The sequence below is a fragment of the Streptomyces sp. NPDC088124 genome (assembly GCF_040685895.1).
Lineage (GTDB): Bacteria > Actinomycetota > Actinomycetes > Streptomycetales > Streptomycetaceae > Streptomyces.
Map to the genome: position 1 here is coordinate 138144 of NZ_JBFBJB010000014.1, position 25264 is coordinate 163407.

Annotated in this window: 22 protein-coding genes and 1 pseudogene; 16 read left to right on the forward strand and 7 right to left on the reverse strand. The window is 72.1% G+C overall.

Going from position 1 to position 25264, the window contains the following annotated elements; genetic code table 11:
* Positions 1 to 48 precede the first annotated feature (48 nt).
* Positions 49 to 2787 (reverse strand): ABC transporter permease, encoded by a 2739-nt coding sequence (locus AB0P17_RS14160; RefSeq protein WP_365810704.1) that lies wholly within the window; start codon positions 2785 to 2787, stop codon positions 49 to 51.
* Complete coding sequence (locus tag AB0P17_RS14165) at positions 2784 to 3608, reverse strand: ABC transporter ATP-binding protein (protein ID WP_365810705.1); 825 nt, start codon at positions 3606 to 3608, stop codon at positions 2784 to 2786. The genes AB0P17_RS14160 and AB0P17_RS14165 overlap by 4 nt, the downstream gene beginning before the upstream one ends.
* 181 nt (positions 3609 to 3789) lie before the next feature.
* Here AB0P17_RS14165 and AB0P17_RS14170 point away from each other — a divergent pair, with 181 nt between their 5' ends.
* From AB0P17_RS14170 to AB0P17_RS14200, 7 genes are all read left to right on the forward strand, one after another.
* Positions 3790 to 5037, forward strand: a complete 1248-nt coding sequence (locus tag AB0P17_RS14170; protein ID WP_365810706.1) for a sensor domain-containing protein — start codon at positions 3790 to 3792, stop codon at positions 5035 to 5037.
* Positions 5038 to 5041: 4 nt separating this feature from the next.
* Positions 5042 to 5686, forward strand: a complete 645-nt coding sequence (locus AB0P17_RS14175; protein WP_365810708.1) for a response regulator transcription factor — start codon at positions 5042 to 5044, stop codon at positions 5684 to 5686.
* A gap of 414 nt (positions 5687 to 6100) precedes the next feature.
* Entirely contained in the window at positions 6101 to 7129 is a 1029-nt protein-coding gene (locus AB0P17_RS14180; RefSeq protein ID WP_365810787.1) for a serine hydrolase domain-containing protein, read from the forward strand.
* A gap of 372 nt (positions 7130 to 7501) precedes the next feature.
* A complete protein-coding gene (locus AB0P17_RS14185; protein ID WP_365810710.1) occupies positions 7502 to 7666 on the forward strand; it encodes a hypothetical protein in 165 nt (54 codons plus the stop codon).
* 63 nt (positions 7667 to 7729) lie between these two features.
* Positions 7730 to 8023: a Dabb family protein gene (locus tag AB0P17_RS14190; protein ID WP_365810711.1), complete on the forward strand. Its 294-nt coding sequence runs from the start codon at positions 7730 to 7732 to the stop codon at positions 8021 to 8023.
* A gap of 176 nt (positions 8024 to 8199) precedes the next feature.
* The gene (locus AB0P17_RS14195; protein WP_365810713.1) at positions 8200 to 9066 is read left to right on the forward strand and encodes an RNA polymerase sigma factor SigF; all 867 of its coding nucleotides are present in this window, start codon (positions 8200 to 8202) and stop codon (positions 9064 to 9066) included.
* A gap of 233 nt (positions 9067 to 9299) precedes the next feature.
* On the forward strand, positions 9300 to 10181 hold the full coding sequence (locus tag AB0P17_RS14200; protein ID WP_365810715.1) for an RNA polymerase sigma factor SigF: 882 nt from the start codon (positions 9300 to 9302) through the stop codon (positions 10179 to 10181).
* 123 nt (positions 10182 to 10304) lie between these two features.
* Here the strand turns inward: AB0P17_RS14200 and AB0P17_RS14205 are convergent, their stop codons facing one another.
* Complete coding sequence (locus AB0P17_RS14205; RefSeq protein WP_365810717.1) at positions 10305 to 10514, reverse strand: hypothetical protein; 210 nt, start codon at positions 10512 to 10514, stop codon at positions 10305 to 10307.
* A gap of 252 nt (positions 10515 to 10766) precedes the next feature.
* Between AB0P17_RS14205 and AB0P17_RS14210 the strand changes: the two genes are divergently transcribed.
* From AB0P17_RS14210 to AB0P17_RS14240, 7 genes and pseudogenes are all read left to right on the forward strand, one after another.
* A complete protein-coding gene (locus AB0P17_RS14210) occupies positions 10767 to 11321 on the forward strand; it encodes a MarR family transcriptional regulator (RefSeq protein ID WP_365810719.1) in 555 nt (184 codons plus the stop codon).
* 13 nt (positions 11322 to 11334) lie between these two features.
* Positions 11335 to 13899 (forward strand): MFS transporter, encoded by a 2565-nt coding sequence (locus AB0P17_RS14215; protein WP_365810721.1) that lies wholly within the window; start codon positions 11335 to 11337, stop codon positions 13897 to 13899.
* A 143-nt stretch (positions 13900 to 14042) separates the two neighbouring features.
* Complete coding sequence (locus tag AB0P17_RS14220; protein WP_365810723.1) at positions 14043 to 14870, forward strand: YceI family protein; 828 nt, start codon at positions 14043 to 14045, stop codon at positions 14868 to 14870.
* A 44-nt stretch (positions 14871 to 14914) separates the two neighbouring features.
* On the forward strand, positions 14915 to 15379 hold the full coding sequence (locus AB0P17_RS14225; RefSeq protein WP_365810725.1) for a PPOX class F420-dependent oxidoreductase: 465 nt from the start codon (positions 14915 to 14917) through the stop codon (positions 15377 to 15379).
* 166 nt (positions 15380 to 15545) lie between these two features.
* Positions 15546 to 15901: pseudogene (locus tag AB0P17_RS14230) on the forward strand (Scr1 family TA system antitoxin-like transcriptional regulator).
* The gene (locus AB0P17_RS14235; protein ID WP_365810727.1) at positions 15898 to 16209 is read left to right on the forward strand and encodes a hypothetical protein; all 312 of its coding nucleotides are present in this window, start codon (positions 15898 to 15900) and stop codon (positions 16207 to 16209) included. Before AB0P17_RS14230 ends, AB0P17_RS14235 begins: the two are co-directional and overlap by 4 nt.
* Before the next feature lie 90 nt (positions 16210 to 16299).
* Positions 16300 to 16968, forward strand: a complete 669-nt coding sequence (locus tag AB0P17_RS14240) for a hypothetical protein (RefSeq protein ID WP_365810729.1) — start codon at positions 16300 to 16302, stop codon at positions 16966 to 16968.
* Between the two features lie 570 nt (positions 16969 to 17538).
* On the opposite strand, the gene AB0P17_RS14245 is transcribed toward AB0P17_RS14240, so the two are convergent.
* A complete protein-coding gene (locus tag AB0P17_RS14245; RefSeq protein WP_365810731.1) occupies positions 17539 to 17724 on the reverse strand; it encodes a hypothetical protein in 186 nt (61 codons plus the stop codon).
* A 564-nt stretch (positions 17725 to 18288) separates the two neighbouring features.
* Here AB0P17_RS14245 and AB0P17_RS14250 point away from each other — a divergent pair.
* Positions 18289 to 19314, forward strand: a complete 1026-nt coding sequence (locus AB0P17_RS14250) for a tetratricopeptide repeat protein (RefSeq protein WP_365810732.1) — start codon at positions 18289 to 18291, stop codon at positions 19312 to 19314.
* A 354-nt stretch (positions 19315 to 19668) separates the two neighbouring features.
* Complete coding sequence (locus AB0P17_RS14255; RefSeq protein WP_365810734.1) at positions 19669 to 20538, forward strand: hypothetical protein; 870 nt, start codon at positions 19669 to 19671, stop codon at positions 20536 to 20538.
* A 79-nt stretch (positions 20539 to 20617) separates the two neighbouring features.
* Here the strand turns inward: AB0P17_RS14255 and AB0P17_RS14260 are convergent, their stop codons facing one another.
* From AB0P17_RS14260 to AB0P17_RS14270, 3 genes are all read right to left on the reverse strand, one after another.
* On the reverse strand, positions 20618 to 21448 hold the full coding sequence (locus AB0P17_RS14260) for a TetR/AcrR family transcriptional regulator (RefSeq protein ID WP_365810735.1): 831 nt from the start codon (positions 21446 to 21448) through the stop codon (positions 20618 to 20620).
* A gap of 24 nt (positions 21449 to 21472) precedes the next feature.
* Positions 21473 to 23020, reverse strand: coding sequence for an MFS transporter (locus tag AB0P17_RS14265; protein ID WP_365810737.1), 1548 nt, complete (start codon positions 23018 to 23020; stop codon positions 21473 to 21475).
* Positions 23021 to 23150: 130 nt separating this feature from the next.
* Positions 23151 to 25256, reverse strand: a complete 2106-nt coding sequence (locus tag AB0P17_RS14270) for a glycosyltransferase family 39 protein (protein WP_365810789.1) — start codon at positions 25254 to 25256, stop codon at positions 23151 to 23153.
* Positions 25257 to 25264: the final 8 nt, after the last annotated feature.

Consider the following 25264-nt stretch of genomic DNA (forward strand, 5'->3'; position numbering starts at 1 on the left):
CCCCCGGCCCGGAGCCGTGTCCGGGCGGCCCGTACCGCATGCCGTCCGTCAGGACTGGGCGCGCATCGCCTCCAGCGGGTGGGCCCGCAGGACGCGGCCGGCCGGGATACGGATGGCCAGGACGGCGGTCAGGACCACCGTCGCCACGATCGCCGCGAAGACCCAGGGCGGGCCCGCGGGGAGGGGGTTCGTGGTGAGGCGGAAGGAGAGGACGGCCAGGGGGAGCGCAGCCGTCACCGTGCCCAGGACCGCCGCCGTCGCCGCGAGGAACGTGGTCTCCGCCGTCAGCATCCGGGCGATCTGGGCGCGCGTGCCGCCCGAGAGGCGGAGCAGGGCGAGTTCGCGGGTCCGCGCCGTCGTGGTCGTGACCAGCGTCGTCGCCGACGAGAGGGCCACGTATCCGAGGATCACCGCCAGCAGCAGCCGGTTCAGCCAGTCCTGGGAGCGGGTCTGGGCGTCCTGGGCCGCCTGGAGGGCCGTACGGTCCCCCACCGCCAGGCCCGGATGGTCCGCCGACAGGGCGCCCAGGGCCTCGGCCACCGCCGCCCCGTTCGCGTCGGGGGCCGTGGCGACGAGGACCGTGTCCGCGAGCCGGTCCGTGGTGTGCGGGACGACGGTGGCGGCCGGGAGCAGGACATCGCCGAAGCCCAGGTTGGGGCGGAACACGGCGACCACCCGGGGCTGCACGCGCGTGCCGTCGCCGAGGGCGAGGTTCACCCGGTCACCGATGCCCTTGCGCAGATAGCGCGCCTCCGTCTCGCTCAGCGCGACGGTGTCGCCGCGCAGATCGCCCAGGGTGCCCTCGGCGACCGGCAGGTCGAGCGTGCCCCGCAGGCCCCCGGCGTCGACGCCGTACGCCCGCGACCGCGACAACCGCTCGTCGAGCAGCGTCCGTTCGACCGCCACCACCTCGGTGGCGACCAGCGGGGTCGCCGCCGTCACCCCCGGTACGCGCCGGGCCGCCGCCGCGACGTCCGGGGCGACGCCGCCCGGTCCCGTCACCACGTACGGTGCGACGGTCGCCTGCCGCGCCTGGTACTGCGTCGCCTCCGACAGCGTGGTCTGGCTGTAGAACTGGCTGCTCGCGAAGCCGATCGTCAGCGCGAGCGGGGTCACGGCCGCCGCCAGCCGCCGGGAGCCCGCCGCGCTGTTGGCCGCCGCGAGATACCCCGACACCCGGAAGTGGCGCAGCAGCCCCGCGCCGGCGATCCGGGCGAGCGCGGCCATCAGGCGCGGGCCGAGCATCGCGGCGGCGATCAGGGCGAGCATCGAGCAGAGCACCGCGGGCAACGTGGCCAGGTTCTGCGGTACGAACGCCACCGCGACGAGCGCGACGGCCGCCAGGCCCAGTACGACGTACCCGCCGGCGATCCGGCCGCGCCCGATGTCCGGGCGCTCCACCGTGGACTCCCGCAGCGCCGCCACCGGACCGATCCGCACCTGACGGCGGGCCGCGGCCCACACCGCCAGCCGCGCCGTGCCCAGGCAGAGCAGTACGGCGACCACGGCGGGCACCGGGCCGAGCGAGAGCGTGAAGCCCTCCTCGATCACGCCGATCCGGGCGAACCCGTCACGCAGTGCCTGCGCCGCGAGATAGCCGGGCGCCACACCGAGCAGCGCCGCCGCGCCGGCCACCAGTTGCGCCTCGGTGGCGAGCATCCGGTGGATCTGCCGGGGGGTGGCCGCCACCGCGCGCAGCAGCGCGATCTCGCGCCGCCGCTGGTGCACCACCAGCGAGAGCGTGCCCGCCACGACGAGGAGGACGATCATCAGGACGAAGCCGCTGAACGAGCTGGACACCAGGGTCAGTACGGAGCGGGACTGCGCCGCCCCGATGAACTCGACCTCGCCGCGCTCCACGCCCGCGCGCACCACCGCGCGGTCGGTCCCGTACCCCTCCTTCTCCAGGGCGTCCGTCACCCGCCGGGTGAGGGTGTCGTCCGTGAACGTGGGCAGCCAGGCCAGGAGGGCCGGCGCGGCCGTCCGTACGCCCGGGTCCCCGACGACCGCGACCGCCACGACCTCGCGCGGGTGCCCGGACAGGGCGCGCGCCCGGTCGTCGGTGAAGAACAGGGCCGACTGGCGCGGCAGTTCGTCGGCGCCCCGCGCCGCCGCCACTCCGACGACCCGGTACGGTACGACGCCGTCCGCCGTCGCGATCCGCACCGTCGACCCGACCCCGGCGCCCGCGCGCCCGGCGGTCGCCGCGTCGAGCACCACCTCGCCGTCGCCGCGCGGCGCCGCGCCCTCGCGCAGCGTGTACGGGGTCAGCTCCGCCGAGCCCCAGCCGTGGCCGAGGACCTCGTGCCCGGACGGGGCGGGAACCGGGCGCCCGTCCTCGGTCAGGAGCGTGGCCGGGAAGCTGATCTCGCCCGTCGCGCTCCGTACGCCGGGGACCGCGGCGATCCTCTCCACCAGCTCCGCCGGCAGCATCGCCCGCTCGGGCAGGGTCTCCACGAGGTCCGGGCCCTCGGGGTCCACCGCCGTGACCGACTGCGCGGCGCCGACCACGACCGGCGCGGCGGCGTACCGCTGCGGCGCGATCCCGGCGAAGAGGCCCGACTGGAGGAGTACGCCGCAGGCGGTGACGAGGACGGCGCCGCCGAGCACCGCGAGGAACGACGCGACGAACCCGGCGCGGCGAGCCCGGATGGACTGCCAGGCGAAGGCGAGACCGGATGCCATGGCGGGCGCGTTCCTGCCGGGGGCCGGGTTCTCGCCGGGGGCCGAGGTCTTGCCGGGGGCCGGGTTCCTGCCGGGGGCCTGATTCTCGCCGGAGGTCCTCATCGGTCCCCCAGGTGCGTCATCCGCGCCGCGACCGACTCCGCGGTGGGCGCGTCGAGTTCGCCGACGAACCGGCCGTCCGCGAGGAAGAGCACCCGGTGCGCGTACGACGCGGCGACCGGGTCGTGGGTGACCATCACCACGGTCTGGCCGAGCGTGTCGACCAGGGCCCGCAGCAGCCGCAGCACCTGCGCCCCGGTGTTGGTGTCGAGCGCGCCCGTCGGCTCGTCGGCGAAGACGACGTCGGGGCGGGTCACCAGCGCGCGGGCGACGGCCACGCGCTGCTGCTGGCCACCGGAGAGTTCATTGGGCCGCCGGTCCAGCAGCCCGTCGAGGCCGACCGCGGTGACGATCTGGGCCAGCCAGTCGGGGTCGGCGTGGCGCCCCGCGAAGCGCAGCGGCAGGGTGATGTTGTCGGTGACGCCGAGCGCCGGTATCAGGTTGTACGCCTGGAACACGAAGCCGATCCGGTCGCGCCGCAGCTCCGTCAGAGCCGTCTCCTTCAGCGTGCTGAGGTCGGTGTCACCGAGCAGCACCCGTCCCGACGCGGGCCGCTCCAGCCCGGCCGCCAGGTGCAGGAAGGTGCTCTTGCCCGAGCCGGAGGGGCCCATGACGGCGGTGAACCGGCCGCGCGGGATCCCGGCGGACACCTCGCGCAGGGCGATGACGGCCCCCGCCTCGCCCGGCGCCCCGGGTCCGCCCGCGCCACCGGAACCGCCCGGACCGTACACCGCTGTCGCGGCCTCCAGCCGTACGGCGAAATCGGACGACGGCCCCGGAGTGCGCGGCCCTCCCGGCTCCTTGAGCCATCCCTTCGTCGCCATGCCCGACCTGCCCCTTCGTCCGCTCAACTCGACAGTGGAGAAGTCGACTTGGCGCCGGCCGTCGGGCCGCGCGTCGACGCGTCGACGGTAGGCCGCGGGCATTGACATGAACCATCCCGTACATGCCATGATCGAAGGTAGAGCCAACTCCACCATGCGTGCGCCAGGGAGCATCCCAGAAGTGACCGACCCCGCCCCGGGCCGACAGCGGTCCTGGCTTCAGACGCGGGCGCGGAACACGCTGCGCCAGGTGAAGTTCCTCGCCGTCGGCGCCTGTTCCGGCGTCGTCGCCCTGTTCGCCCTGATCGCGCTCCTGCTGACGGCCTCGCTGATCGTCACGCTGCCGCTGCTGCCCCGCACCATCCGGCTCATCCGCCGGCTCGCCGCGTACGAACGCCGCCGCACCGGCGCGTTCCTCGGGACGCCGATCCCCTCGCCCGGGCGGGAGCGGGCGGGGAAGGGCGACGACCTCGTCGACGCGCTGGCCGACCGCGCCACCCGGCGCGACATGAGCTGGCTGACCCTCCAGGCCACGTTCGGCCTGCTGACCGGGCTGGTGGCCGTCGGTTCGCCCGCGGGCGTCCTGCAGAACGTGGGGATCGCCGTGCTCTGGCCGGTCGTCCCCGGCGCCAGGACCACCCTGGACACGCCCGTCGAGTCGTGGGGCGACGCCCTTCTCGCGCTGGCCACCGCCGCCGGGTACGGGGCGCTCGGCGTGCTCCTCGTCCCCCCGCTGGCCCGCTGGTACGCGCGGAGCAGCGCGGCGCGGCTCGCGCCCCCGGCGGCCTCCCTCGTCGAGCGGCTCGCCGAGGTCACCGCGACCCGGGCCGCCGCGCTCGAAGCGCACGGCACCGAGCTGCGGCGCATCGAACGCAACCTCCACGACGGCACGCAGAACCGTCTCGTCGCCGTCGTCATGCACCTCGGGATGGTGGAGCGCGCCCTGCACCGCGACCCGGAATCTGCCGCTCCCATGGTGCTCACCGCCCAGAACGCGGCCACCGAGGCGCTCGCCGAACTGCGCGAGGTGGTCCGCTCCATCTATCCGCCCGTACTGGCCGACCGCGGGCTCTCCGGCGCGGTCGCCGCGCTGGCCTCGCACTGCGCGATCGACTGCACCCTCGACGCGGGGGAGCTGCCGCGCGCGCCCGCCGCGGTCGAGGCGGCCGCCTACTTCGTGGTGGCCGAGGCGCTCACCAACGCCGTCAAGCACAGCGGGGCGCGGCGGATCACCGTATCCCTGCGCGCCGAGGGCGACCTGCTCACCGTCGAGGTCACGGACGACGGCCGGGGCGGCGCCGACGAGGCGCTCGGCACCGGGCTCGTCGGGATCGAGCGCCGGGTGGCCGCGTTCGACGGGACGACCCGGCTCACCAGTCCGCGCGGCGGCCCCACCGTGCTGCGCGCCACCATCCCCCTAGGAGTGTGACCCCGTGCGGATCGTGATCGCGGAGGACGACGCCCTGCTGCGGGCGGGCCTCACCCATCTGCTGCGCGCCGAGGGCATCGAGGTCAGCTCCGCCGTCGACAACGGCACCGACCTGCTGGCCGCCGTCGCCGCCGACCGCCCCGACCTCGCGCTCGTGGACGTACGGATGCCGCCGACCTACCGCGACGAGGGGCTGCGCGCCGCCGTGGAGGCGCGGCGCCGGCAGCCGGGGCTCGCGGTGCTGGTCCTGTCGGCGCACGTGGAGGACAGTTACGCCACCGAGCTGCTGGCCGACGGCAGCGGCGGGGTGGGCTATCTGCTCAAGGAGCGGGTGGGGAAGGTAGGCGACTTCCTGGCGGCGCTGGAGCGGGTGGCCACCGGCGGTACGGCGATGGACCCGGAGGTCGTCGCCCAGCTGCTGGTACGGCGCCGGGCCGACGACCCGCTGCACAGCCTGACCCCGCGCGAGCGCGAGGTGCTGGGGCTGATGGCGGAGGGCCACTCGAACGCGACGATCGCCGGTCTGCTGACCGTCTCCGCAGGCGCGGTGCACAAGCACATCGGCAATATCTTCAACAAGCTGGGGCTGCCCACGACGGACGCCGGCCACCGGCGCGTGCTGGCCGTGCTCGCCTATCTGAAGGCGTAACGCACAGGGAGATGTGGTCCCGAGGATGGCCCGGGGGATGGTCCAAGGGCCGGGGGTGTAGTCACCACCACCCCGCATACCCCTGCGAGCGGGATTACGCGCGCCCGGGGGTCTCGGACAGGGTACTGATCAACCCGGTCACGCCGACCGGAACGACTCCGGTCACCTCGACCGGTGCGACCAAGTCTCCGAGGAGTCCCCGTGTCCGAGCACGCCCCCACCGCCGCCCCGGCCACCGTGTCCCCCGCCCCCGACCGCCGCGGTTTCCGCCGGAGGGCCACCGCGCTGGCCGCCCTCACGCTGATCGCCGGCCTGGGCATGCCCGCCGCCCACGCGGCGGCCGACACGGGCGGCGCGACCGGTACGGGCCGGAGCGCCGATGCGGGCCGGAGCACCCACCGGGACAGGGAAGTGATGCGGGAGCTGGTGGACGGGCTCGTGCGGGACGGGGCGCGCCCCGCCGCGCTGGCCGCCACACGGGAGCGGGACGGCCGTACGGCGACGTACACCGCCGGGGTCGGCGACCTCGCGACTGGGACCCCGGTCCCGGCGAACGGGCAGGTACGGATCGCCAGCAACACGAAGACGTTCACCTCGGTGGTGGTGCTGCAGCTGGTCGGCGAGGGGAAGATCGGCCTCGACGAGCCGGTCGAGACGTATCTGCCGGGACTGCTGCGCGGCGACGGGATCGACGGCAGCCGGATCACCGTGCGCCGGCTCCTCCAGCACACGAGCGGGCTGCCCGAGTACACCCAGGGCATCGCCGGGAACTTCGCCGAGTTCCAGCACCGCTACATGGAGCCGCGCGACCTGATCGACATCGCGCTGGAGGGGAAGGCGTCCTTCGAGCCCGGCGACGGCTGGGAGTACAGCAACACCAACTACATCGTCGCGGGACTGATCGTGCAGAAGGTCACCGGCCGGCCGCTCGGCGAGGAGATCACCAAGCGGGTCATCCAGAAGATCGGGCTGAAGCACACGTACTTCCCGGCGACCGGCGAGCAGAAGATCCGGGAGGAGCACCCGAAGGGCTACCACGCGGACCGGCCCGGCGGGCCGCTGCGCGACGTCTCGGTGTCCGACTCCAGCGCGGCGTGGGCGGCGGGGGCGCTGGTCTCCACCAACAGTGACGTGAACCGGTTCTTCACCGCGCTGCTCGACGGCAGGCTGCTGAAGCCGGCGCAGCTCAAGGCGATGCGTACCACCGTCCCGGCCACCGGGGACCCGTCGCCCGGCGCCCGCTACGGACTCGGCCTGATGAGCAAGCCGCTCTCCTGCGGCGGCGTCTACTGGGGGCACGGCGGGGACATCCCGGGGTACGAGACCCGCGGCGGCGTCACGGAGAAGGGCAGGGCCGTCAACATCGCCGTGACGGTGCTGCCCGGCGGGCCGGCCGAGCTGACGCAGATGGAGGAAGCCGTCGACAGCGCGCTCTGCCGCTGAGCAGCGGAAGCGGCGGCGGAGGGAGCAGCGGCGGGAGAAGGAGAAGCGGAGGCAGGGGGAGCGGCCTCGGGGGGATGAGCCGCTCCCCCCGGGGGGAACCGGCCCCTTGGGTCCGCGCCGCGTCAGGGGGGAGTGCGCGGCACGGACCCCGCAGAGGGGGGCCGGTTCGTCGCCCGCGGACTCTTGCCGGATCCGCAGGGCTCCTCTCCATCGTGCGGCCCGCTCCGACCCGCGCCACCCGGCAAAGGGCCCGGACTTCCGGGTCCTTGGTCCATAAAGGCAGCATCAAGGGAAAACCGGCCTCAGGGCATCGGCGTTCATACGGTTAGACTCTCGCGACCGCACGTGAGGAGACCGGGGAGGAAGCGGCCGATGGGGCAAGCGAAGAAGATCGTGCTGTACGGGCTCGCCGTCTTCGTGCTGTACACGATCATCACCTCCCCCGACCGGGCAGCGGACCTCGTCCAGGTAGGGTTCGAAGGCATTTCGAGCGCCGCGCAGGGCGTCGGTGACTTCATGTCGGCGCTGGTCAACTGAGACAGGCCGACCGCCCGGCCCGGCTCGGCCCGGCTCGGCCCGGCCATACGACAGGAGTGCCTCTTGATCCGCCACCTGGTTCTCTTCAAGCTCGACGAGGGCGTCTCGCGGGACGAACCGCGGGTGGCCGCCGGTGCCGCGGCCTTCATGAAGCTGGGCGGACAGGTCCCGGAGGTGGCGTTCTGGGAGTGCGCCTGGAACATCACCGACCGCCCGATCGCCTACGACTTCGCGATCAACTCGGCCGTCCCGGACCGTGATGCGCTCCAGCGCTACCTCGACCACCCGGATCACCAGGCCGCCGTCGCACAGTGGCGTGAATTCGCCACCTGGGTGATCGCCGACTACGAGTTCTGAGCCATTCGCTCCCCACGCCCCGCACCTCCCCGGCGCGGGGCATTTGGGTTTATTACCCCATCTCGGCGTCAACACGGTTTTTTCGGGTGCTTGCACACAGTGGACATGTCTTGTGATGCTATGACCGCTTTTGACGGATGAGTTGACGTAGTCGACCGCGAAGGGGTGGCGCAATCGTGCCGGCCAGTACTACGCCTCAAGTGCCACCCCAGACCGAAACCGAACGCCGGACCGAGCCCGCCCCGCGAACCGAACCCGAGCAGCAGCCCGCCCCACAGAGCCGGGGCGCGAACACCCGGGCCCTCACCCAGGTCCTCTTCGGCGAGCTGAAGGGGCTGGAGCCGGGCACCCGCGAGCACACCCGCGTGCGCGCGGCGCTCATCGAGGCGAACCTGCCGCTCGTGCGCTACGCCGCCGCCCGCTTCCGCAGCCGTAACGAGCCAATGGAGGACGTCGTCCAGGTCGGCACGATCGGGCTGATCAACGCCATCGACCGGTTCGACCCGGAACGCGGCGTCCAGTTCCCCACCTTCGCGATGCCGACCGTCGTCGGCGAGATCAAACGCTACTTTCGGGACAATGTGCGGACGGTGCACGTACCGCGCCGGCTGCATGAACTGTGGGTCCAGGTCACCGGCGCCACCGAGGACCTGACGACGGCTCACGGCCGCTCCCCCACCACCGCCGAGATCGCCGAGCGGCTGAAGATCTCCGAGGAGGAGGTCCTCGCCTGCATCGAGGCCGGACGCTCGTACCACGCGACCTCCCTGGAGGCCGCACAGGAGGGCGACGGGCTCCCCGGGCTGCTCGACCGGCTCGGCTACGAGGACCCCGCGCTGGCCGGGGTGGAGCACCGCGATCTGGTCCGGCATCTGCTGGTGCAACTGCCGGAACGGGAGCAGCGGATCCTGATGCTCCGGTACTACAACAACCTGACGCAGTCACAGATCAGCCAGGAGCTGGGCGTCTCCCAGATGCATGTGTCAAGACTGCTCGCGCGCAGCTTCGCCCGCTTGCGATCCGCAAATCGGATCGAGGCTTAACCCCCAGGGGTAGAACCCCGCATCTTCCCGCCCCTGATCAAAACACCGCATATCCCACCCTTGTTGGACATACTCCACAGCGAGATGTCGACATGTCACTACAGCGTGTTGCCGACATGTGACATTCTGCTGGAACCGCGTTTGCCGCGGCCTCGGCACCGGTATTCAGGTGGAGGCTGCGTTCCTCCGACGGGAGCGGCCGACGCGACCGTCCGCGACCTCAAGGGGGTGGCATGTCCGTAGAACAGGGCAGCTCGAAGGTGCTCACGCTCACGAAGAGCGCTCCCGTGCCCGATGCTCTCGACCACGTGGACCAGGACCAGGCGGTCCAGCCACGGGCGTCCCAGCCGGAAGCCATCGACACCCGTACTCTGTCCCGCTCCCTGTTCCTGCGGCTCGCCGTGCTCGACCAGGAGAGCCCGGAGCGCGCCTACGTACGCGACACCCTCATCGAGCTGAACCTGCCGCTGGTGCGGTACGCGGCGGCCCGGTTCCGCAGCCGCAACGAGCCGATGGAGGACATCGTCCAGGTCGGCACGATCGGGCTGATCAAGGCGATCGACCGGTTCGACTGCGAACGGGGCGTGGAGTTCCCGACGTTCGCGATGCCGACCGTCGTCGGTGAGATCAAACGCTTCTTCCGGGACACGTCCTGGTCGGTACGGGTGCCGCGCCGGCTCCAGGAGCTGCGGCTCGCGCTGACCAAGGCCAGCGACGAGCTGGCGCAGAAGCTGGACCGCTCGCCGACCGTGCCCGAACTCGCCGCCGTACTGGGCGTGTCCGAGGAGGACGTGGTCGACGGCCTCGCGGTCGGCAACGCGTACACGGCGTCCTCGCTGGATTCGCCCTCGCCGGAGGACGACGGCGGGGAGGGCTCGCTCGCGGACCGGCTCGGTTACGAGGACATGGCGCTGGAGGGCGTCGAGTACCGCGAGTCGCTCAAGCCGCTGCTCGCCAAACTCCCGCCCCGCGAGCGGCAGATCATCATGCTGCGGTTCTTCGCGAACATGACCCAGTCGCAGATCGGCGAGGAGGTCGGCATCTCGCAGATGCATGTCTCGCGGCTGCTGACCCGCACGCTCGCGCAGCTGCGGGAAGGCCTGATCTCGGACTGAGGCACGCGGACCCCGCCCACCGCCCGGCCGGCCCACGGAGAGTCGAAGACTTCCGGGGACGCCGACGGATGACGACGCGGGCGGGGTACCGATTCGACGAGCCCACCGGCCACCGGGCCGGTGTCAGGCGAGGGCCAGCCAGGCCACGACGGCCAGGACCGCGACGGCCGCGATCACACCGATGATCACTCCGGCCTTCGGCCCGCTCTGCTGCTGAGGCGCCTGTCGGCGCTGCGGTTCCCCGTCGTCGACGAACGCGCGGAACATCTGGGTGCTGCCCGCCGGGTCAGGAGTGCCCTCGGGTCCCTGCGGGGCTTGGGAGTTGTGTGCCATACGGCAGGACCCTAGCGAACACCGGGACCTCACCCAACCCCGGGCCCACGGCCGATGGCCGGTCGGGACCGCTCCGTACCCCGTGACCCTCCCGGTACCCCCTTGAGCCTCCCCGCGGCCTCCCCATGACCTTCCCCGTGCGAAGTCTTTTGGGTTCCTTTACTCCGATGAGCCCGATTTAGTTTGCCTTCAGCAACCAACTGATCCTATGGTCTTATGGTTGCCCTAAGCAACAAGATGTCGGGAGGCGCCATGGCGGCCGCACGGAGTCAGTACGCGGAACTTTCCCGGCAGCTCAGTGCTGTCGGGGCCGTCAAACGCAGCCTCGCGCGGGTCCTGCCCGCCGACTGCCCGGGCGGCTCCGCGGCCGTACTGACCCTGCTGGAACGCCACGGCGAGATGCGCATGAGCAGACTCGCCGAGCTGCTCGCCGTCGACATGTCGGTGACCAGCAGACATGTCGCGCACGCCGCGGAACGTGGCTGGATCGAGCGGTTGCCCGATCCGGCCGACAAGCGCTCGCGCATCCTGCGGCTCACGCCCGCGGGGCGGGAGCTGCTGGGCGAGCTGGACCGGCGGGTGACCGAGATGTTCGCCAGAACGCTCGACGACTGGACCGACGACGAGGTCGGACAGCTCAACGCGCTGCTCGCACGGCTGCGCGGCAGCTTCGGCGACTGCCGCGACCGGCACGAAGGCCGGTACGAAGTCCGGCACGAAAGCCGGCAGGAAAGCCGGTCCGAGAACGGCCGGCCGTACGACACAGAAGATCCATACGCCCGTACACCCACGCGGCAAGAGACGTAAGACAAGGAAGCACATGGCTACGACCACACCAACGGGTGTGCGGGGCGGCCACGCCAAGCGCGGCGGCGACCCCGCCGCCGCGAACGGCGCGCCGATGACCCACCGCCAGATCATGGAGGCGCTCTCCGGGCTGCTGCTGGGGATGTTCGTCGCGATCCTCTCCTCGACGATCGTCTCCAACGCCCTCCCGGAGATCATCTCCGACCTCGGGGGCGGCCAGAGCGCCTACACCTGGGTGGTGACCGCGGCGCTGCTGTCGATGACCGCGTCCACCCCCATCTGGGGCAAGCTCGCCGACATCTTCAGCAAGAAGCTGCTGGTCCAGATAGCCCTGGTCATCTTCGTCCTGGGCTCGGCCGTGGCGGGCCTCTCGCAGAACGCCGGCATGCTGATCGCCTGCCGGGTGGTCCAGGGCATCGGCGTCGGCGGGCTCTCCGCGCTCGCCCAGATCGTCATGGCCGCCATGATCGCCCCGCGTGAGCGCGGCCGGTACAGCGGCTACCTCGGCGCGACCTTCGCCGTCGCGACCGTCGGCGGCCCGCTCCTCGGCGGTGTCATCACCGACACCTCGTGGCTGGGCTGGCGCTGGTGCTTCTACGTCGGCGTCCCGTTCGCCGTCCTCGCGCTGATCGTCCTCCAGAAGACCCTGAAGCTCCCCGTCGTGAAGCGCGAGGTCAAGGTCGACTGGAGCGGCGCCTTCTTCATCAGCGCGGCCGTCTCGCTGCTGCTCCTCTGGGTGACCTTCGCGGGCGACAAGTACGACTGGGTCTCGTGGCAGACGTACGCCATGGTCGGCGGCTCGGTCCTGCTCGGCGCGATCTTCATCCTCATCGAGTCCAAGGCCACGGAACCGATCATCCCGCTGCGGCTGTTCCGTAACCGCACCATCACCCTCGCCTCGCTGGCCTCGCTCTTCGTCGGGGTCGCGATGTTCGCGGGCACCATCTTCTTCAGCCAGTACTTCCAGCTCGCCCGGGGCAAGTCGCCGACGATGTCCGGCGTCATGACCATCCCGATGATCGGCGGGCTGTTCCTCTCCTCCACCATCTCGGGCCAGATCATCACCAAGACGGGCCGCTGGAAGATCTGGCTGGTCAGCGGCGGCGCCCTCACCACGGCGGGGCTGGCGCTGCTCGGCACCATCCGGTACGACACCCCGTACTGGCACGTGGCCGCGTACATGGCGGTCATGGGGCTCGGCGTCGGCATGATGATGCAGAACCTGGTCCTCGCCACGCAGAACCAGGTCGCCCCGCAGGACCTCGGCTCCGCCAGCTCCGCCGTCACCTTCTTCCGCTCGCTGGGCGGCGCGGTCGGCGTCTCGGCGCTGGGCGCGGTGCTCGGCAACCGGATCACGCACTACGTGAAGGAGGGCCTGGCTGACCTCGGCCCGCAGGGCGCGGCGCTGGGCCACGCCGGTACGGGCGGCGGCTCCATCCCGGACATCGCCGCGCTGCCCGCGCCGCTGCGGCCGGTCATCGAGGCGGCGTACGGCCACGGCGTCGCCAACGTCTTCCTGTACGCGGCTCCCGCGGCGCTGGTCGCGTTCATCCTGACGCTGTTCATCAAGGAGGTCGCCCTGAAGTCCCGGACCACGGCCGGCGGCGACGACAACCCGTCAACCGGCGCGAGCCCGGCGAGTGCCGCGAGCGCCGCGGTAGCGGCGGAGACGGCGCCCCTGCCCGCGGCGGCGCCCGCCGCCGCCCTGGCCTCCGCGGCCCCGGCGGCCTCCCTGGGCACCACCCCCGTGGCGGCCCCGGCGGCAGCCACAACAGCCCTGGTCACGGCCTCCGCCGGGGGCCCCGGCGGAGCCGACAACGCCGTGCGGGGTCTGGTGCTCGGCTCCGAGGGCGCCCCGGTGCCCCGGGCCGCCGTCACTCTGATCTCCCTGGCCGGGCGCCAGCTGGCCCGCTCCGTCGCGCAGGCCGACGGCGGCTACTCCCTGGACGCCCCGGGCCCCGGCTCGTACGTCCTGATCGCCTCCGCCGACGGCTTCCAGCCGCAGGCGTCCACGGTGGTCGTCGGGGACGAGCCGCTCGCGTACGACATCCTCCTGTCCGGTACGAGCGGCCTCACCGGGGCCGTGCGCGCGGCGGACGGCGGCGCGGCCGTCGAGGGCGCGATGGTCATCGTCACCGATGTGCGCGGCGACGTACTGGCGACGGGGCGGTCCACCGAGCACGGCGAGTTCGCGTTCGGCGAGCTGATCCCCGGCGCGGTGACGGTCGCGGTGAACGCGGCGGGCTTCCGTCCGCAGGCGCTGCCGGTGGAGATCGGCGGCCAGGGCGTCACCCGCGTCGAGGTCGCGCTCCGGGCCGGCGCCCTGCTCCAGGGCACGATCCGGGCGGGCGCCGACCGCCGCCCCGCGCAGGACGCGCGGGTGACGCTGGTCGACGCGGCCGGGAACGTGGTCGCCACGGCGACGACCGGGGACGACGGGGCGTACGCCTTCGCCGACCTGGACTCGGGCGAGTACACGGTGATCGCGACCGGATACCCGCCGGTGGCCGGCGCGCTGACGGTCACGGGACGCGGCATCGACGGCCACGACATCGAACTGGCCCACCCCGGCGCGTAGTTGCTCCTCCCGTGTGGGGGACCTCGGGGGGTGTGGGGCCGTACTCTGCCCCACACCCCCCGCATCGGGGCCCTGTTGGCGGGCGGCATCGGGATCGGCACGGGATCCCGTACGGGATCGGCAGGATCGAGGAGAGAACAGGGATGGGACTTCGCGGACAGGTACGGACGCGCGACGGCTGGGCGGTCCAGCACGCGATCGTGACCATGACCGACATGACCGGCACGCAGGTGCTGCGCACCGGGGCGGACGAGGAGGGGACCGTACAGGACAGCTCGCCGCTCGTGCCGGGCCCGTACACCGTGGTCGTCACGGCCGTCGGCTACGCGCCGGTCGCCTCCACCGCGCTGGTCACCAGGACCGGCCGGGCCGACCTCGGCACGGTGACGCTGGTCAGGCAGGGCGGCGTGGAGCTGCCGCCGCCGGGGGTGTGGAGCATCGACCCGTCGCACTCGTCGGTGGGCGCGGTGGCGCAGCACCTCGGGATCTCCAGCGTGCGCGGGCGGTTCACCGAGTTCGGCGGCCGGATCGAGATCCTCGACACCGGCGGCGGGCCCGAGGAGGCGCGCGTCGAGGCGGTCATCAACGCGGCCACCATCGACACGGGCAACGGGCTGCGCGACAAGCACCTCAGGTCGCCGGACTTCCTGGACGTGGCGCGCTTCCCGGAGATCACGTACAGCGGTACGGGGCTGTCCCCGGCGGGCCCCGACCGCTGGAAGGTGCACGGCCGGCTGTCGCTGCACGGCGTCGTACGCGACCTGGACCTGGACCTGAGCTACCTGGGCACGGGCCCGGACCCGTGGGGCGGCGTACGGGCCGCGTTCCACGCGACGACGGAGCTGCGGCGCTCGGACTTCGCCATGAACTACAACCAGGTGGTGCAGGCGGGGATCGCGGCGATCGGGACCACGCTGCGGGTGGAGCTGGAGATCCAGGCGGTGCAGGGGGAGAACCTGCCGGAGGCGTAGGGGCGTACCGGCGCGGGGGCACAGGACGTCATAGGCTGCGCGCCATGGCACCGAACATCGCAACGAACACGACCGTGGATCTCGCCGGACTGCTGGAGTTCGTACGGCCCCGGCACCGCGCGATCCTGCTGACCACCCGCGCCGACGGCCGCCCCCAGGGCTCCCCGCTCTCCTGCGGGGTGGACGACTCGGGCCGGATCGTCGTCTCCACGTACCCCGAGCGCGCGAAGACCCGCAACGCCAAGCGTGACGAGCGGGTGAGCGTGATCGTGCTGTCGGACGACTGGAACGGCCCGTGGGTGCAGGTCGACGGGACGGCCGAGGTCATCGACTCCCCCGAGTCGGTCGAGCCGCTGGTGGAGTACTACCGGAACATCGCGGGCGAGCACCCGGACTGGGACGAGTACCGGGCGGCGATGGTGAAGCAGGGCAAGTCGATCATCCGCGTCACGCCGGAGCGCTGGGGCCCGCTCGCGACGGGCGGCTTCCCGGCGCACCTGGCCCCGTAGCGCCGGGTGTCGGAGGCAGGGCCGGACACGTGGTAGAACCGGGCGGCGCTCAGGTCCGCCGCCCGGCGGGGGGCCGCTGCTGCCGGTGGAGTCGCGCGAGGGCGGCGAGTTGGGTCCGTTCCCGCTCGGTCGCCGGGCGGAGCGCGATCAGCGCGGCCTGCCAGGTATGCCCGGAGGGGCGGACGAGACAGGCCAGCGGTCCGGCGAACAGACGCGGGAGTACGCCGAAGCCATCACCGCGGGTGCCGTGCGGCGCGGCGCGATCACGGAGCAGCAGGCGAAGGAGCGCCTTACGCTCCTGTCCCGACGCCAGGCGCTGATCGCGCGGACACCGCCCCCGCAGTTATACGTCCTGCTCGACGAGAGCTGTATCAGGCAACGTGTGGGCGGGCCCGAGTCCTGGCGGAGCAACTGGGGCATCTCCTGGAAGTCGCTGACATGCCCAACACCGTGGTGCAGGTAGCCCCGTTCGAACTGGGCGAACACCGCTCCTTCCCGCTGCCGATGAGAGCGAGGACGTGAACGAGTCGAGAGGTGATGGCGCCGGCCCGGCACTCGGCACGAGTCAGTACGGTGATGCCCAGCTTGACCCCGCCGAGTTCGGTCTCCAGATCCGCGAGGATCTGGCGCATCTCATCGAGGGAAGAGGTGTCGGCCACGACGAGGACATCGAGGTCGCTCCAGCCGTGCTGGTACTTGCCCCGTGCGCCGCTGCCGGTGACGGCCAGCAGATCGATCAACGGGCGCAGGCCGGTGGTGCGGTCGAGGAATTCGGCCAGGTAGGACTCCAGGTTGACGGGCAGTCCGAGCGCGTTGACCGGCATGGTTGAGGGCTGGTGCTCCGGCCAGCGTCGATCGAGCGCGATGCGGTCCAACCGCCGCTCCAGCTCCAGGCGCGGCCCGTCGTTGCCGATGACCTCGTGGGCGAGGGAGACGATCTTGTCCGCACCTCGTGCGCTCTTGACGAGGTCGCGGTCGATGACGTCCTGGGCGCCGGCGGTGCTCCGCCGGGTGCGGGTGGCCTCGGAGGCGTCCAGGTAGGCGATGGTGAGCTGGGATCCGAGCATCCGGGCGAGTTCGACGGTCGAGTCGAAGTCGTGCAGCGACTCGATGCTGACGGAGTCGAGGAAGTGGTGGGCCTGGCAGAAGCGGTCCAGCGAGTCCACGATCAACTCGGCCTGCACGACCGGTCCCAGTCGGTACGGGTCGCGAATCCCGGCCCGGCCGGCGGCGTTCTCGATGAGGTACCCGATCTTGAGGCGGGCGTGACCGTGCTGGGTGCGCAGGTACTCGCCGGCCGTGCTCTTGCCGCTTTCCGACATGCCGCCCAGCGCTGTGACGTGCACTTCGGCCAAGGCCCGGCCGGGCACCTCCGGGTGCAGCGGCTCCAGAAGCCGACGCACCTCGTCCTGGACGGCGACGGTCGGCCGATCGCCGATGCGGATCGCCACCGGGAAGCGTCCCTCGTCGACGAGGCGGTTGATCTGCTCATGGAGATGACGTTGGTAGGCCGCGTAGATGTCGGTGACGGTCATCTCGTGGGCCAAGCTCCGCCGGGTACCTTCCTCCGGATCGTCGCAGTGCAGTAGGACGAGGGCGTGCTCGTCCTCCTCGGCGGCCCGCAGGTCGGTCTCGTACGGGGCCAGCAGGAGCCGGGCCTGGTCAGTGGCCTGCGCGGCGTCCAGGTCCTCTCGTACGGCGACCGTGGCTGCGACTGACGCCTCCAGCATCGGGATGCCCCGGTCCAGCAGCCGTACCGGCGAGGAGAAGGGGTGCCGAGAGCGTTCCAGGTAGGAGGTGGCGAGGACATCGGCGACCTCCTCGACCGGGCCGGTCTCGAACCACCAGCGGGCCAAGCCGCCGGCCTTGATGGCGTTCCAACGGGGGTCGTAGCGGTCGAGCGGGCCTGCGGAGTTCACGGCCGGGCCCATGCGCCGGGCGAGGATTCCGATCTGCTTGGTCTTCCCGGTGTTGTCGGGGCCGCTGAACGCGACCGAAATGGGGAGGGGGTACGTGTCGCTGTTGTACGGGTTGGACATCGGCTTCCCTTCACGGGTGATGCGGAAAAGGGGATACGTCGGTGAGGCACCGTGGATGGCCTGCGGCAAACGAGGTGGGCTCCGGCCCCGGCCGGGGAGGACAGACTGAGGGCGGAGGGTCTATACGGGTCCGTCGGCGGGCGGGACGTCCTCGACGCTGAGCGTCGGCTGCGCCGACGGGACCGGCGCGGAGGGGTGCTCGGTGTGGGCCAGAAGGCTGGCCGTGACGAGCCCGGAGGCCGTGCCGAGGGCCCAGATCCAGCTCAGGACCGTCTCCAGCGGGTCGGATAACGGGGAACGGATCACCGCGTCGCCTCGCGTGCGACAGGGTGCCGAGCGGCACCGGGCCGTCGTGTGGGCGGGACCGCGCGGGTCCGTGCGCTGTCCGTGGGCATCTCCACCATCGGGTCCTTTCACGTGTCCGGGCAGGCGCCAATAGGCCCTGAACAGGGCCTATTCGAGCCATTCGGAGATCTGCGGGGTGATGTTCAGTGAACGACGGGCCGCGCTCCCGGGACAGGGCCCAGGATGTAGTCCTGCGTAATCCCGCGTAATCCAGGTGGGGAGGGTGACGGGGTGCCGAGGAACCCGGCCGTCGCGGAATTGATCAAGCGGGCCTGCCAAGAACGCGGCTGGGGCCCCTCGGAGTTGGCGCGTGCTCTCGGCCTGGCCGAATGCGGTGACCCGCGCCGCCTGCAGCGACAGCACGCCCGGCGGTGGATAGAAGGCGAACGAACCCCAGGCCACTGGTGGCCCTACATCGCACAGGTGCTGGCGCTCGACCCCGAGGCGATCAACCTCCCGGAGCCCACGCCTGCGGCACCCCACACAGATACCGTTGCATCAGTCCTGCACCTGGGAAGGAGCGACGTGGAACGCCGGGAATTCATTCTCGCCTCCAGCGGATACGCCCTGTCCGCACTCGGCCTGCCCGATATGGACAGCATCACCCGCCGGACCAAGACCGCCCCTCCCGGAGCGGTCCGCGTCGGCCAGGGCGAGGTGGCCGCCGTACGGCACATGGTCAAGGCACTCGGCGACTCTGCCTCCGAACTCGGTGGCGGGCACGCCCGCCACCTGGCGGTCCGCTACCTCACCCAGGACGTCGCTCCGTGGCTGGAGGGGCACTTCACCGAAGCCACCGGCCGCGACTTGTTCGCCGCGACCTCCCAGCTCGTTCATCTCGCCGGCTGGATGGCTCAGGACGAGGGCGACACCCCCGAACTGCGGGGACTCGCCCAGCGCTATTACGCCCACTCCTTCCGCCTGGCCGCCGAGGCCGGCGATCCGGAACTGTCGGCAACGGCTCTCCGGGGCCTCGCTGTCCAGTGCGGCGATCTCGGCTACCGGGCCGAAGCCGTTCAGCTCGGCGAAGCCTGCGTGGAGTACGGCCGCCACCTCGACAATCCGCGTGCGGTCGCCTATTACGAGGCCACCCTCGCCAACGCCGCCGCCCAGGACGACGATCGCCGCATGGCAACCAAGCACCTCGCCTTGTCCGAGACCGCCATCGGCAGACCGACCGCCGCAGCCGGCGACTCCTGGGCCGCCCACTACTCCCCTGGCCGCTGGGCCCATGAATCCGGCATGATCCTCTCCCGCCTCGGCGACCTCGACGCCGCCGATGAACACCTCCACCTGGCCCTCGACATCCACGGCCTCGACCGCCGCCGCACCCGCGCCATTGTCCTCGCCGACCTCGGCGGCGTCCGCCTCCGCCAAGGCGACGTCGACGGCGCCATGGCCACCTGGAGCGACTTCCTGGACTGCGCCGACGGCATACGCTCGGTGAAGGTCCACGCCGCACTCCAGGACATGCGCGTCCGCCTGCGCAGGTACAGCGGCGTTCCGGAGGCCCAGGTGCTCCGCGAGCAAGCGGCTCGCTTCTCCGACTGACCCGGAACCCCAGGGCCCCAGGGCCCCAGGGCTTGAGCTTCGGGTTTCGGGGCGGGGGTCCGTGCGGTGACGAGCTGGGGGATGGGGGTGGTGGGGTACCCCGGGGCTTGAGCTTCGGGGGTCGAGCTCTGCTTGTAAGGATCGGTAGGTTCTTGTTTCCCACCCACCCTCCCTGTCGCGGAGGTTGACGTTTCGCGATCGGGTTGCCACGCAGGGTGATGAGCGTCTAGCGTGCCCCTGAACGGAAAACGGCCTCCGCCCGGTGTTGTCGCACCTGACGGAGACCTCACCAGCTAGATCATCAAGGCGTTGATCTTTGTGGCTGCTTCGCAGTTTAGTGTTGCGCCGCCGCGCGTGCACACCGCTTCCCATCCGATGGCCAGTGCCGGGTACGGCAAGCGTTCGGCTGCCGGTCAACCGGCCCTCTCCGCAGACGACTTCGCACTCCTGCCGGGGCGTGAGGCGGCCATCGCCGGGTTCATCGACCGGCTGCCCGACGGGGCCGATATCTCGGTGAAAGCCCTGGCCAAGGTGATGGATTACGGGCAGTGCGCCTTACGGACCGCCCTGAACTTCCTTGAGCGGGCCGGGCATTTGCTTCGGCGGCGGGAGTTGGTGGTCGGGCCGGGCGGTGGGCGGTGGGTCACCCGTACGTGGTTCTCGCGGACCGCCCGCAGTGATGACGCCTGGGGTGCGCCTGCCGATGCGGACGAGCCGGGTACGGGGGCGGCGAGCGTCGCGGCACCGGACCAGGCTCCCGTCGCGGCGCCCGGCACACGGGTGGGGCGGTCACGCGGGTATCTCCTGCTCGCCTCGGTCGGGCGGCGGTGCCCCGCGCTGTCGCTGTCCGCCGCCGACTGCACGGCGCTCGAACCGCTGGCCGCCGAGTGGTTCGTACGCGGGTCCCTTGAGGAAGACGTACTGCGCGCCCTCACCGACGGACTGCCCACACCCGTACACCACCCCGCCGGGCTCGTACGCTCCCGGCTCACCGCCAAACTGCCGCCCGAACCTGCGGAAATGCCGGTGGTGTCGCATCGAATGGCACCGGCCGTGGTGGAGTGCGGCACCTGCCGGGCACCGGGCCGGCCGGAGGCACTGGTCGACGGGGAATGCGGAGCCTGCCGCGGTGCGCCCGCGCCCGTACGCCACCCCGCCTCACTGCCACCGGACCAGGTCCGAGCCCGCGCCGCCGAAGTACGGAAAGCCGCCACCCGCACGTAAGGGCTGCGCCGGGCGAGGGCCCCGCACAGCGATGGCGAGGGCAGCGCGCCAACTGATGGACGGACTGACGGGCCCGGAGTCAGCCCCGGTCGGGACGCGGCGGGTCCGCGTCCCGGTCACGGGCGCGGTCCCGCATCGCCTCGATGCCCGCGATGAGGAGTTCCAGCGCGAAGACGAAGTCCCGCTGGCGCATCTCCTCGACCGTGTCGCCGCCGCGCGCCGCCATGATCTCGCCCGCGTTCTCGAACGCCCCCTCGTACCCGGGCTGCCTCTCGACGGCTCCCATCGCCTGCCGGAAGTACGCGTCCTGGGTCAGCCCGGCGTCCGCGCAGCGCTGTACGAAGTGGCCCTCGATCGTGCCGAATCCGTACACGAACTGGAAGACCGCGGACAGCCCGCCCATCTGATCCTGGCGCGCCAGTCCCGTACGGCCCAGGACGCCCTGGACGGCCGCGGAGAACTCCATCGAACGCGGGCCGATGTTCAGAAACCTGCCGACGAGCGGCGAGACCCAGTGGTGCCCGACCAGCACCGCCCGGTAACTGGCGGCGAGTTCGCGGAGCTGGTCGCGCCAGTCGGCGTCCTCGTCGGCCAGGTCGGGGACGCGGACCTCGCCGAAGACCGAGTCGAGGGCGAGTTCGAGGAGGTCGTCCTTGGTGTCCACGTACCAGTAGAGGGACATCGCGGTCACCCCCAGCTCGGCGGCGAGCCGGCGCATGGAGAACTTCGCCGGGCCCTCCGCGTCGAGCAGCGCCACGGTGACGGCGGTGATGCGGTCGCGGTCGAGCCCGCCCGGATGGTCGGTACCGCTGTCCGCGCGGTCGTGCCTGCGGCCGCGGCCCGCCGGTTTCCCTTCGAGCCATACGCTGGTACGGACGGGGCGCTTGGCGCTGCCGGCTTCGGACACCATGGGGAACCTCCTGGACATCTCATGCTATGCCGCACCCGCACCGGCGTCTGACGGCGCGTCCGCCCTTTCGCCGGCACGCCCCGCACGCCCCGCACGCTCCGCCCTGCGCAGCAGCAGCGCCGCCAGCACCCCGCCCGTGAGCACGGCCACGGCGCCGACGAGCTGGCTCGTCTCCAGCCCCGCGGCGAACGCCTCCGAGATCCGCAGCCGTTCCGCCGCCCCGTCCGCCGCCGCGAGCGCCGCGGGCAGCGAGGCGGCGCCCACGGCCGCCGGAACAAGGGCGGCGAAGCGGGCGTTGAGGACCGCGCCCAGGACCGCGACGCCGAGGCCGTTGCCGAACTCGGCCAGCGTGCCGTTGATCCCCGCGCCGACCCCGGCCTTCTCCGGCGGGATCGCGCTCATGATGGCGTTGGCCATGGCCGGCATGGAGAGCGCCACGCCCGCACCCATCACGACCAGGCCGAGCAGCATCCCGCCGTAGCCGTGGGCGCCGAGCAGCGCGATCGAGGCGAGCCCGGCGGCCACCAGGGACATGCCGATGGCGATGAGCCCCGGGGTGCCGGTCCTCGGCAGCAGCCGGGCCGCGACGCCGAGCAGGTTGAGGACGACGACGGTGAGCGCGAGCGGCGCCGTGCGCAGCCCGGCGTCGAGCGGCCCGTACCCCAGGACGAACTGGAGGTGCTGGGTGAGCAGGAAGAGCGAGCCGGTCATGCCGAAGGCGACCAGGACGGCGCCGCCGACCGCCCCGGTGAAGCGCTGGTCACGGAAGAAGCGCATGTCCAGCATCGGGTACGGGATCCGCAGCTCCCACCGGACGAAGCCGCCGAGGACGACGACCCCGACGGCGGCGGCGAGCAGCACCCGGCCCGAGGTCCAGCCGTGGTCGGGTCCCGAGATGATCGCGTACACGACGGCGGTCATCCCGACGGTGGAGAGCAGCGCGCCGAGCAGGTCGGGACGGTCGCCCTCCTTGGTCCTCGACTCGGGTACGAGGGCGGCGACGGCGATCAGTCCGAGCACGGCGACGGGGATGTTGATCAGGAAGATCGCGCCCCACCAGAAGTGTTCGAGCATGACCCCGCCGAGCAGCGGACCGGCCGCGAAACCGAGGGAGCTGACGGTCGACCAGATGCCGATCGCCTTGACGCGCTCGGTGTCGTCGAAGATCTGGACGACGACGGCGAGCGTGGTGGTGATCAGCAGCGCGCCGCCGACGCCCATGCCCGCGCGGGCGGCGATCAACTGCGCGCCGCTCCCCGAGAGTCCGGCCGCCAGGGAGCCGAACCCGAACAGCGCGAGCCCGGTGATCAGGAGCTTCTTGCGGCCGTAGCGGTCGGCGGCGTTGCCGGCGGTGAGCAGCAGCCCCGACTGGACGAGGGAGTAGGCGTTGACCATCCACTGGATGTCGGCGGTGGAGGCGCCCAGCTCGCGGGTGAGGGAGGGGATCGCGACGCTGAGGATGGTGTTGTCCAGCAGCACGGTGATCTGGGCGAGACAGATGACACCGAGGATGAGCCAGCGCTGGGGGTGGCGGGCGGGGGTGACCGGGTTCTCGGCGGACGCTGTCGGCATGGGGGACTCCTTGACATCCTTGTACGGTGTATGAGACTCGCGTCGCTATACACCGTACAAGGATTTCCCCTTACACCGTATAGGCAAAATGGGTGATCGCGGCCGGTGGCTCGCGGCCTGGTGCTCGCGGTCAGGAAGCCTTCCGCGTCAGGTCGTAGAGCGTCGTGCCGTCCACGGTGACCTTCTTGAAGGTGGCCTCCACCCAGGTGGTGATGGAGGAGCTGCCGTTGCCGCCGGGGCCGCCGCCGCTGCCCGGGAGGAAGTAGTGGATCTTCCCGTCGGCCACGTACTTCTTGAACTGGGCGAGGGTCGGGGACGGGTCGCTGCCGTTGAAGCCGCCGATGGCCATGACGGGCTTCTCGGTGGCGAGCTGGTAGCCGGCGGCGTTCTGGGAGCCGATGGCCGCGGCGACCCAGGTGTAGTCGGAGGCGTTCTTCCTGAGGGCCGCCTCGACTTCGGTGCTGACGTTCGGGCCGTTGAGGAGGCCGCCCATGCCGTCGCCTCCCATGCCGCCGCGCTCGCCCATGGCGCCGCCGCCGGGCAGGCCGCCGGGCATCCCGCCGGCCGGCTGCTGACCGTTCTGGCCCGTCTGGCCGTTCGGGCCCGTCTGACCGTTCCGCGTGGGGGGCTGCCCCATGCCCTGCCCCTGCCGGCCGGGCATCCCCATTCCGCCGCCGTCGCCCCCGCCAGGGCCACCACCGGGGCCGCCGCGCCCCCCGCCCCCGCCGAAGCCGCCCATCGAGGCCGGGCCCGCCGTGACGATCGAGCCGGTGTGCGCGCTGTTGACCGTGGTCAGGGTGTACGCGAAGGGGCCCGCCAGCGCGGCCACGGCGGCGAGAGCCGCCGCGGCGAGAGCCGGTCGCCGTCCCAGCCGGCCCGCGCACAGCAGTCCGGCCGCGGCCACCAGGCCGCCGATCAGCACCGCCCAGCGCAGCCACGGCACGTACTCCGCGGTCCGGCCGAGCAGGACGAACGCCCAGACCGCGGTCGCCGCGGCCGTCACCGCGAGCGTCGCCGACGCCAGGAGACGCGCCCGCTCCTCCCACAGCACCGCGACGCCCATGCCGATGACGGCGGCGATGTACGGGGCCAGGGCGACCGTGTAGTACTGGTGGAAGATGCCGGCCATGAAGCTGAAGACGACCGTCGTCATCAGCAGCGCGCCGCCCCACACGAGGAACGCCGAGCGCGCCGTGTCCGTACGCGGGCTCCTGCGGGTGATGACGAGTCCCGCGACGAGCAGGATCAGCGCGGCGGGCAGCAGCCAGGAGATCTGGCCGCCGACCTCGGAGTTGAACATCCGGCCGATGCCGGTCTCGCCCCACATGCCACCGCCACCGCCGCCAGGGCCACCGGCGCCGCCGCCCCCGACGCTGCCGGTCTCGTTGCCGTTGATGCGGCCGAGACCGTTGTAGCCGAAGGTCAGTTCAAGGAAGGAGTTGTTCTGCGAGCCGCCGATGTACGGGCGGGAGGACGCGGGCCACAGCTCCACGATCGCGACCCACCAGCCGCCCGCGGCCACCATCGCGCCCGCCGCCAGGGCGAGCCGGCCGAACCTGCGCCGTACGGACACGGGCGCGCAGACCGCGTACACCAGCGCCAGCGGCGGCAGGATCAGGAACGCCTGGAGCGTCTTCGTCAGGAAGGCGAGGCCGATCGCGACCCCCGCCCACACCAGCCACTTCGTCCGGCCCGCCTCCAGCGCGCGCAGCACGCAGTAGATGGTGACGGTCATCAGCAGCGCGAGCAGCGCGTCCGGGTTGTTGAAGCGGAACATCAGCGCGGCGACCGGCGTCAGCGCCAGGACGACGCCCGCGGCGAGCCCGGCGACCGGGCTGAAACGGCGGCGTACGGCGGCGTACAGCACCGCGATCGTCCCGACCCCCATCAGCACCTCGGGCACCAGGATCTGCCACGAGCCGAGCCCGAAGAGCCGTACGGACAGGGCCATCGGCCACAGCGCGGCCGGCGGCTTGTCGACGGTGATCGAGTTCGCGGCGTCGGAGGAGCCGAAGAAGAACGCCTTCCAGCTCTCGCTGCCCGCCTGGACCGCCGCGGAGTAGAAGGAGTTGGCGTACCCCGAGGCGCTCAGGTTCCAGAGCTGGAGGAGCGCGGTGGCCAGCAGGAGGGCGAGCAGGGCCGGGCGCACCCAGGCCGGGTCCTCCGGCCTGCCCCGCCAGAGGCGGGCGGCGCGTCCGGCACCGGCGGCGCCGCGGGCGTGGCGGTCCGCCGCCATGGCGGGCC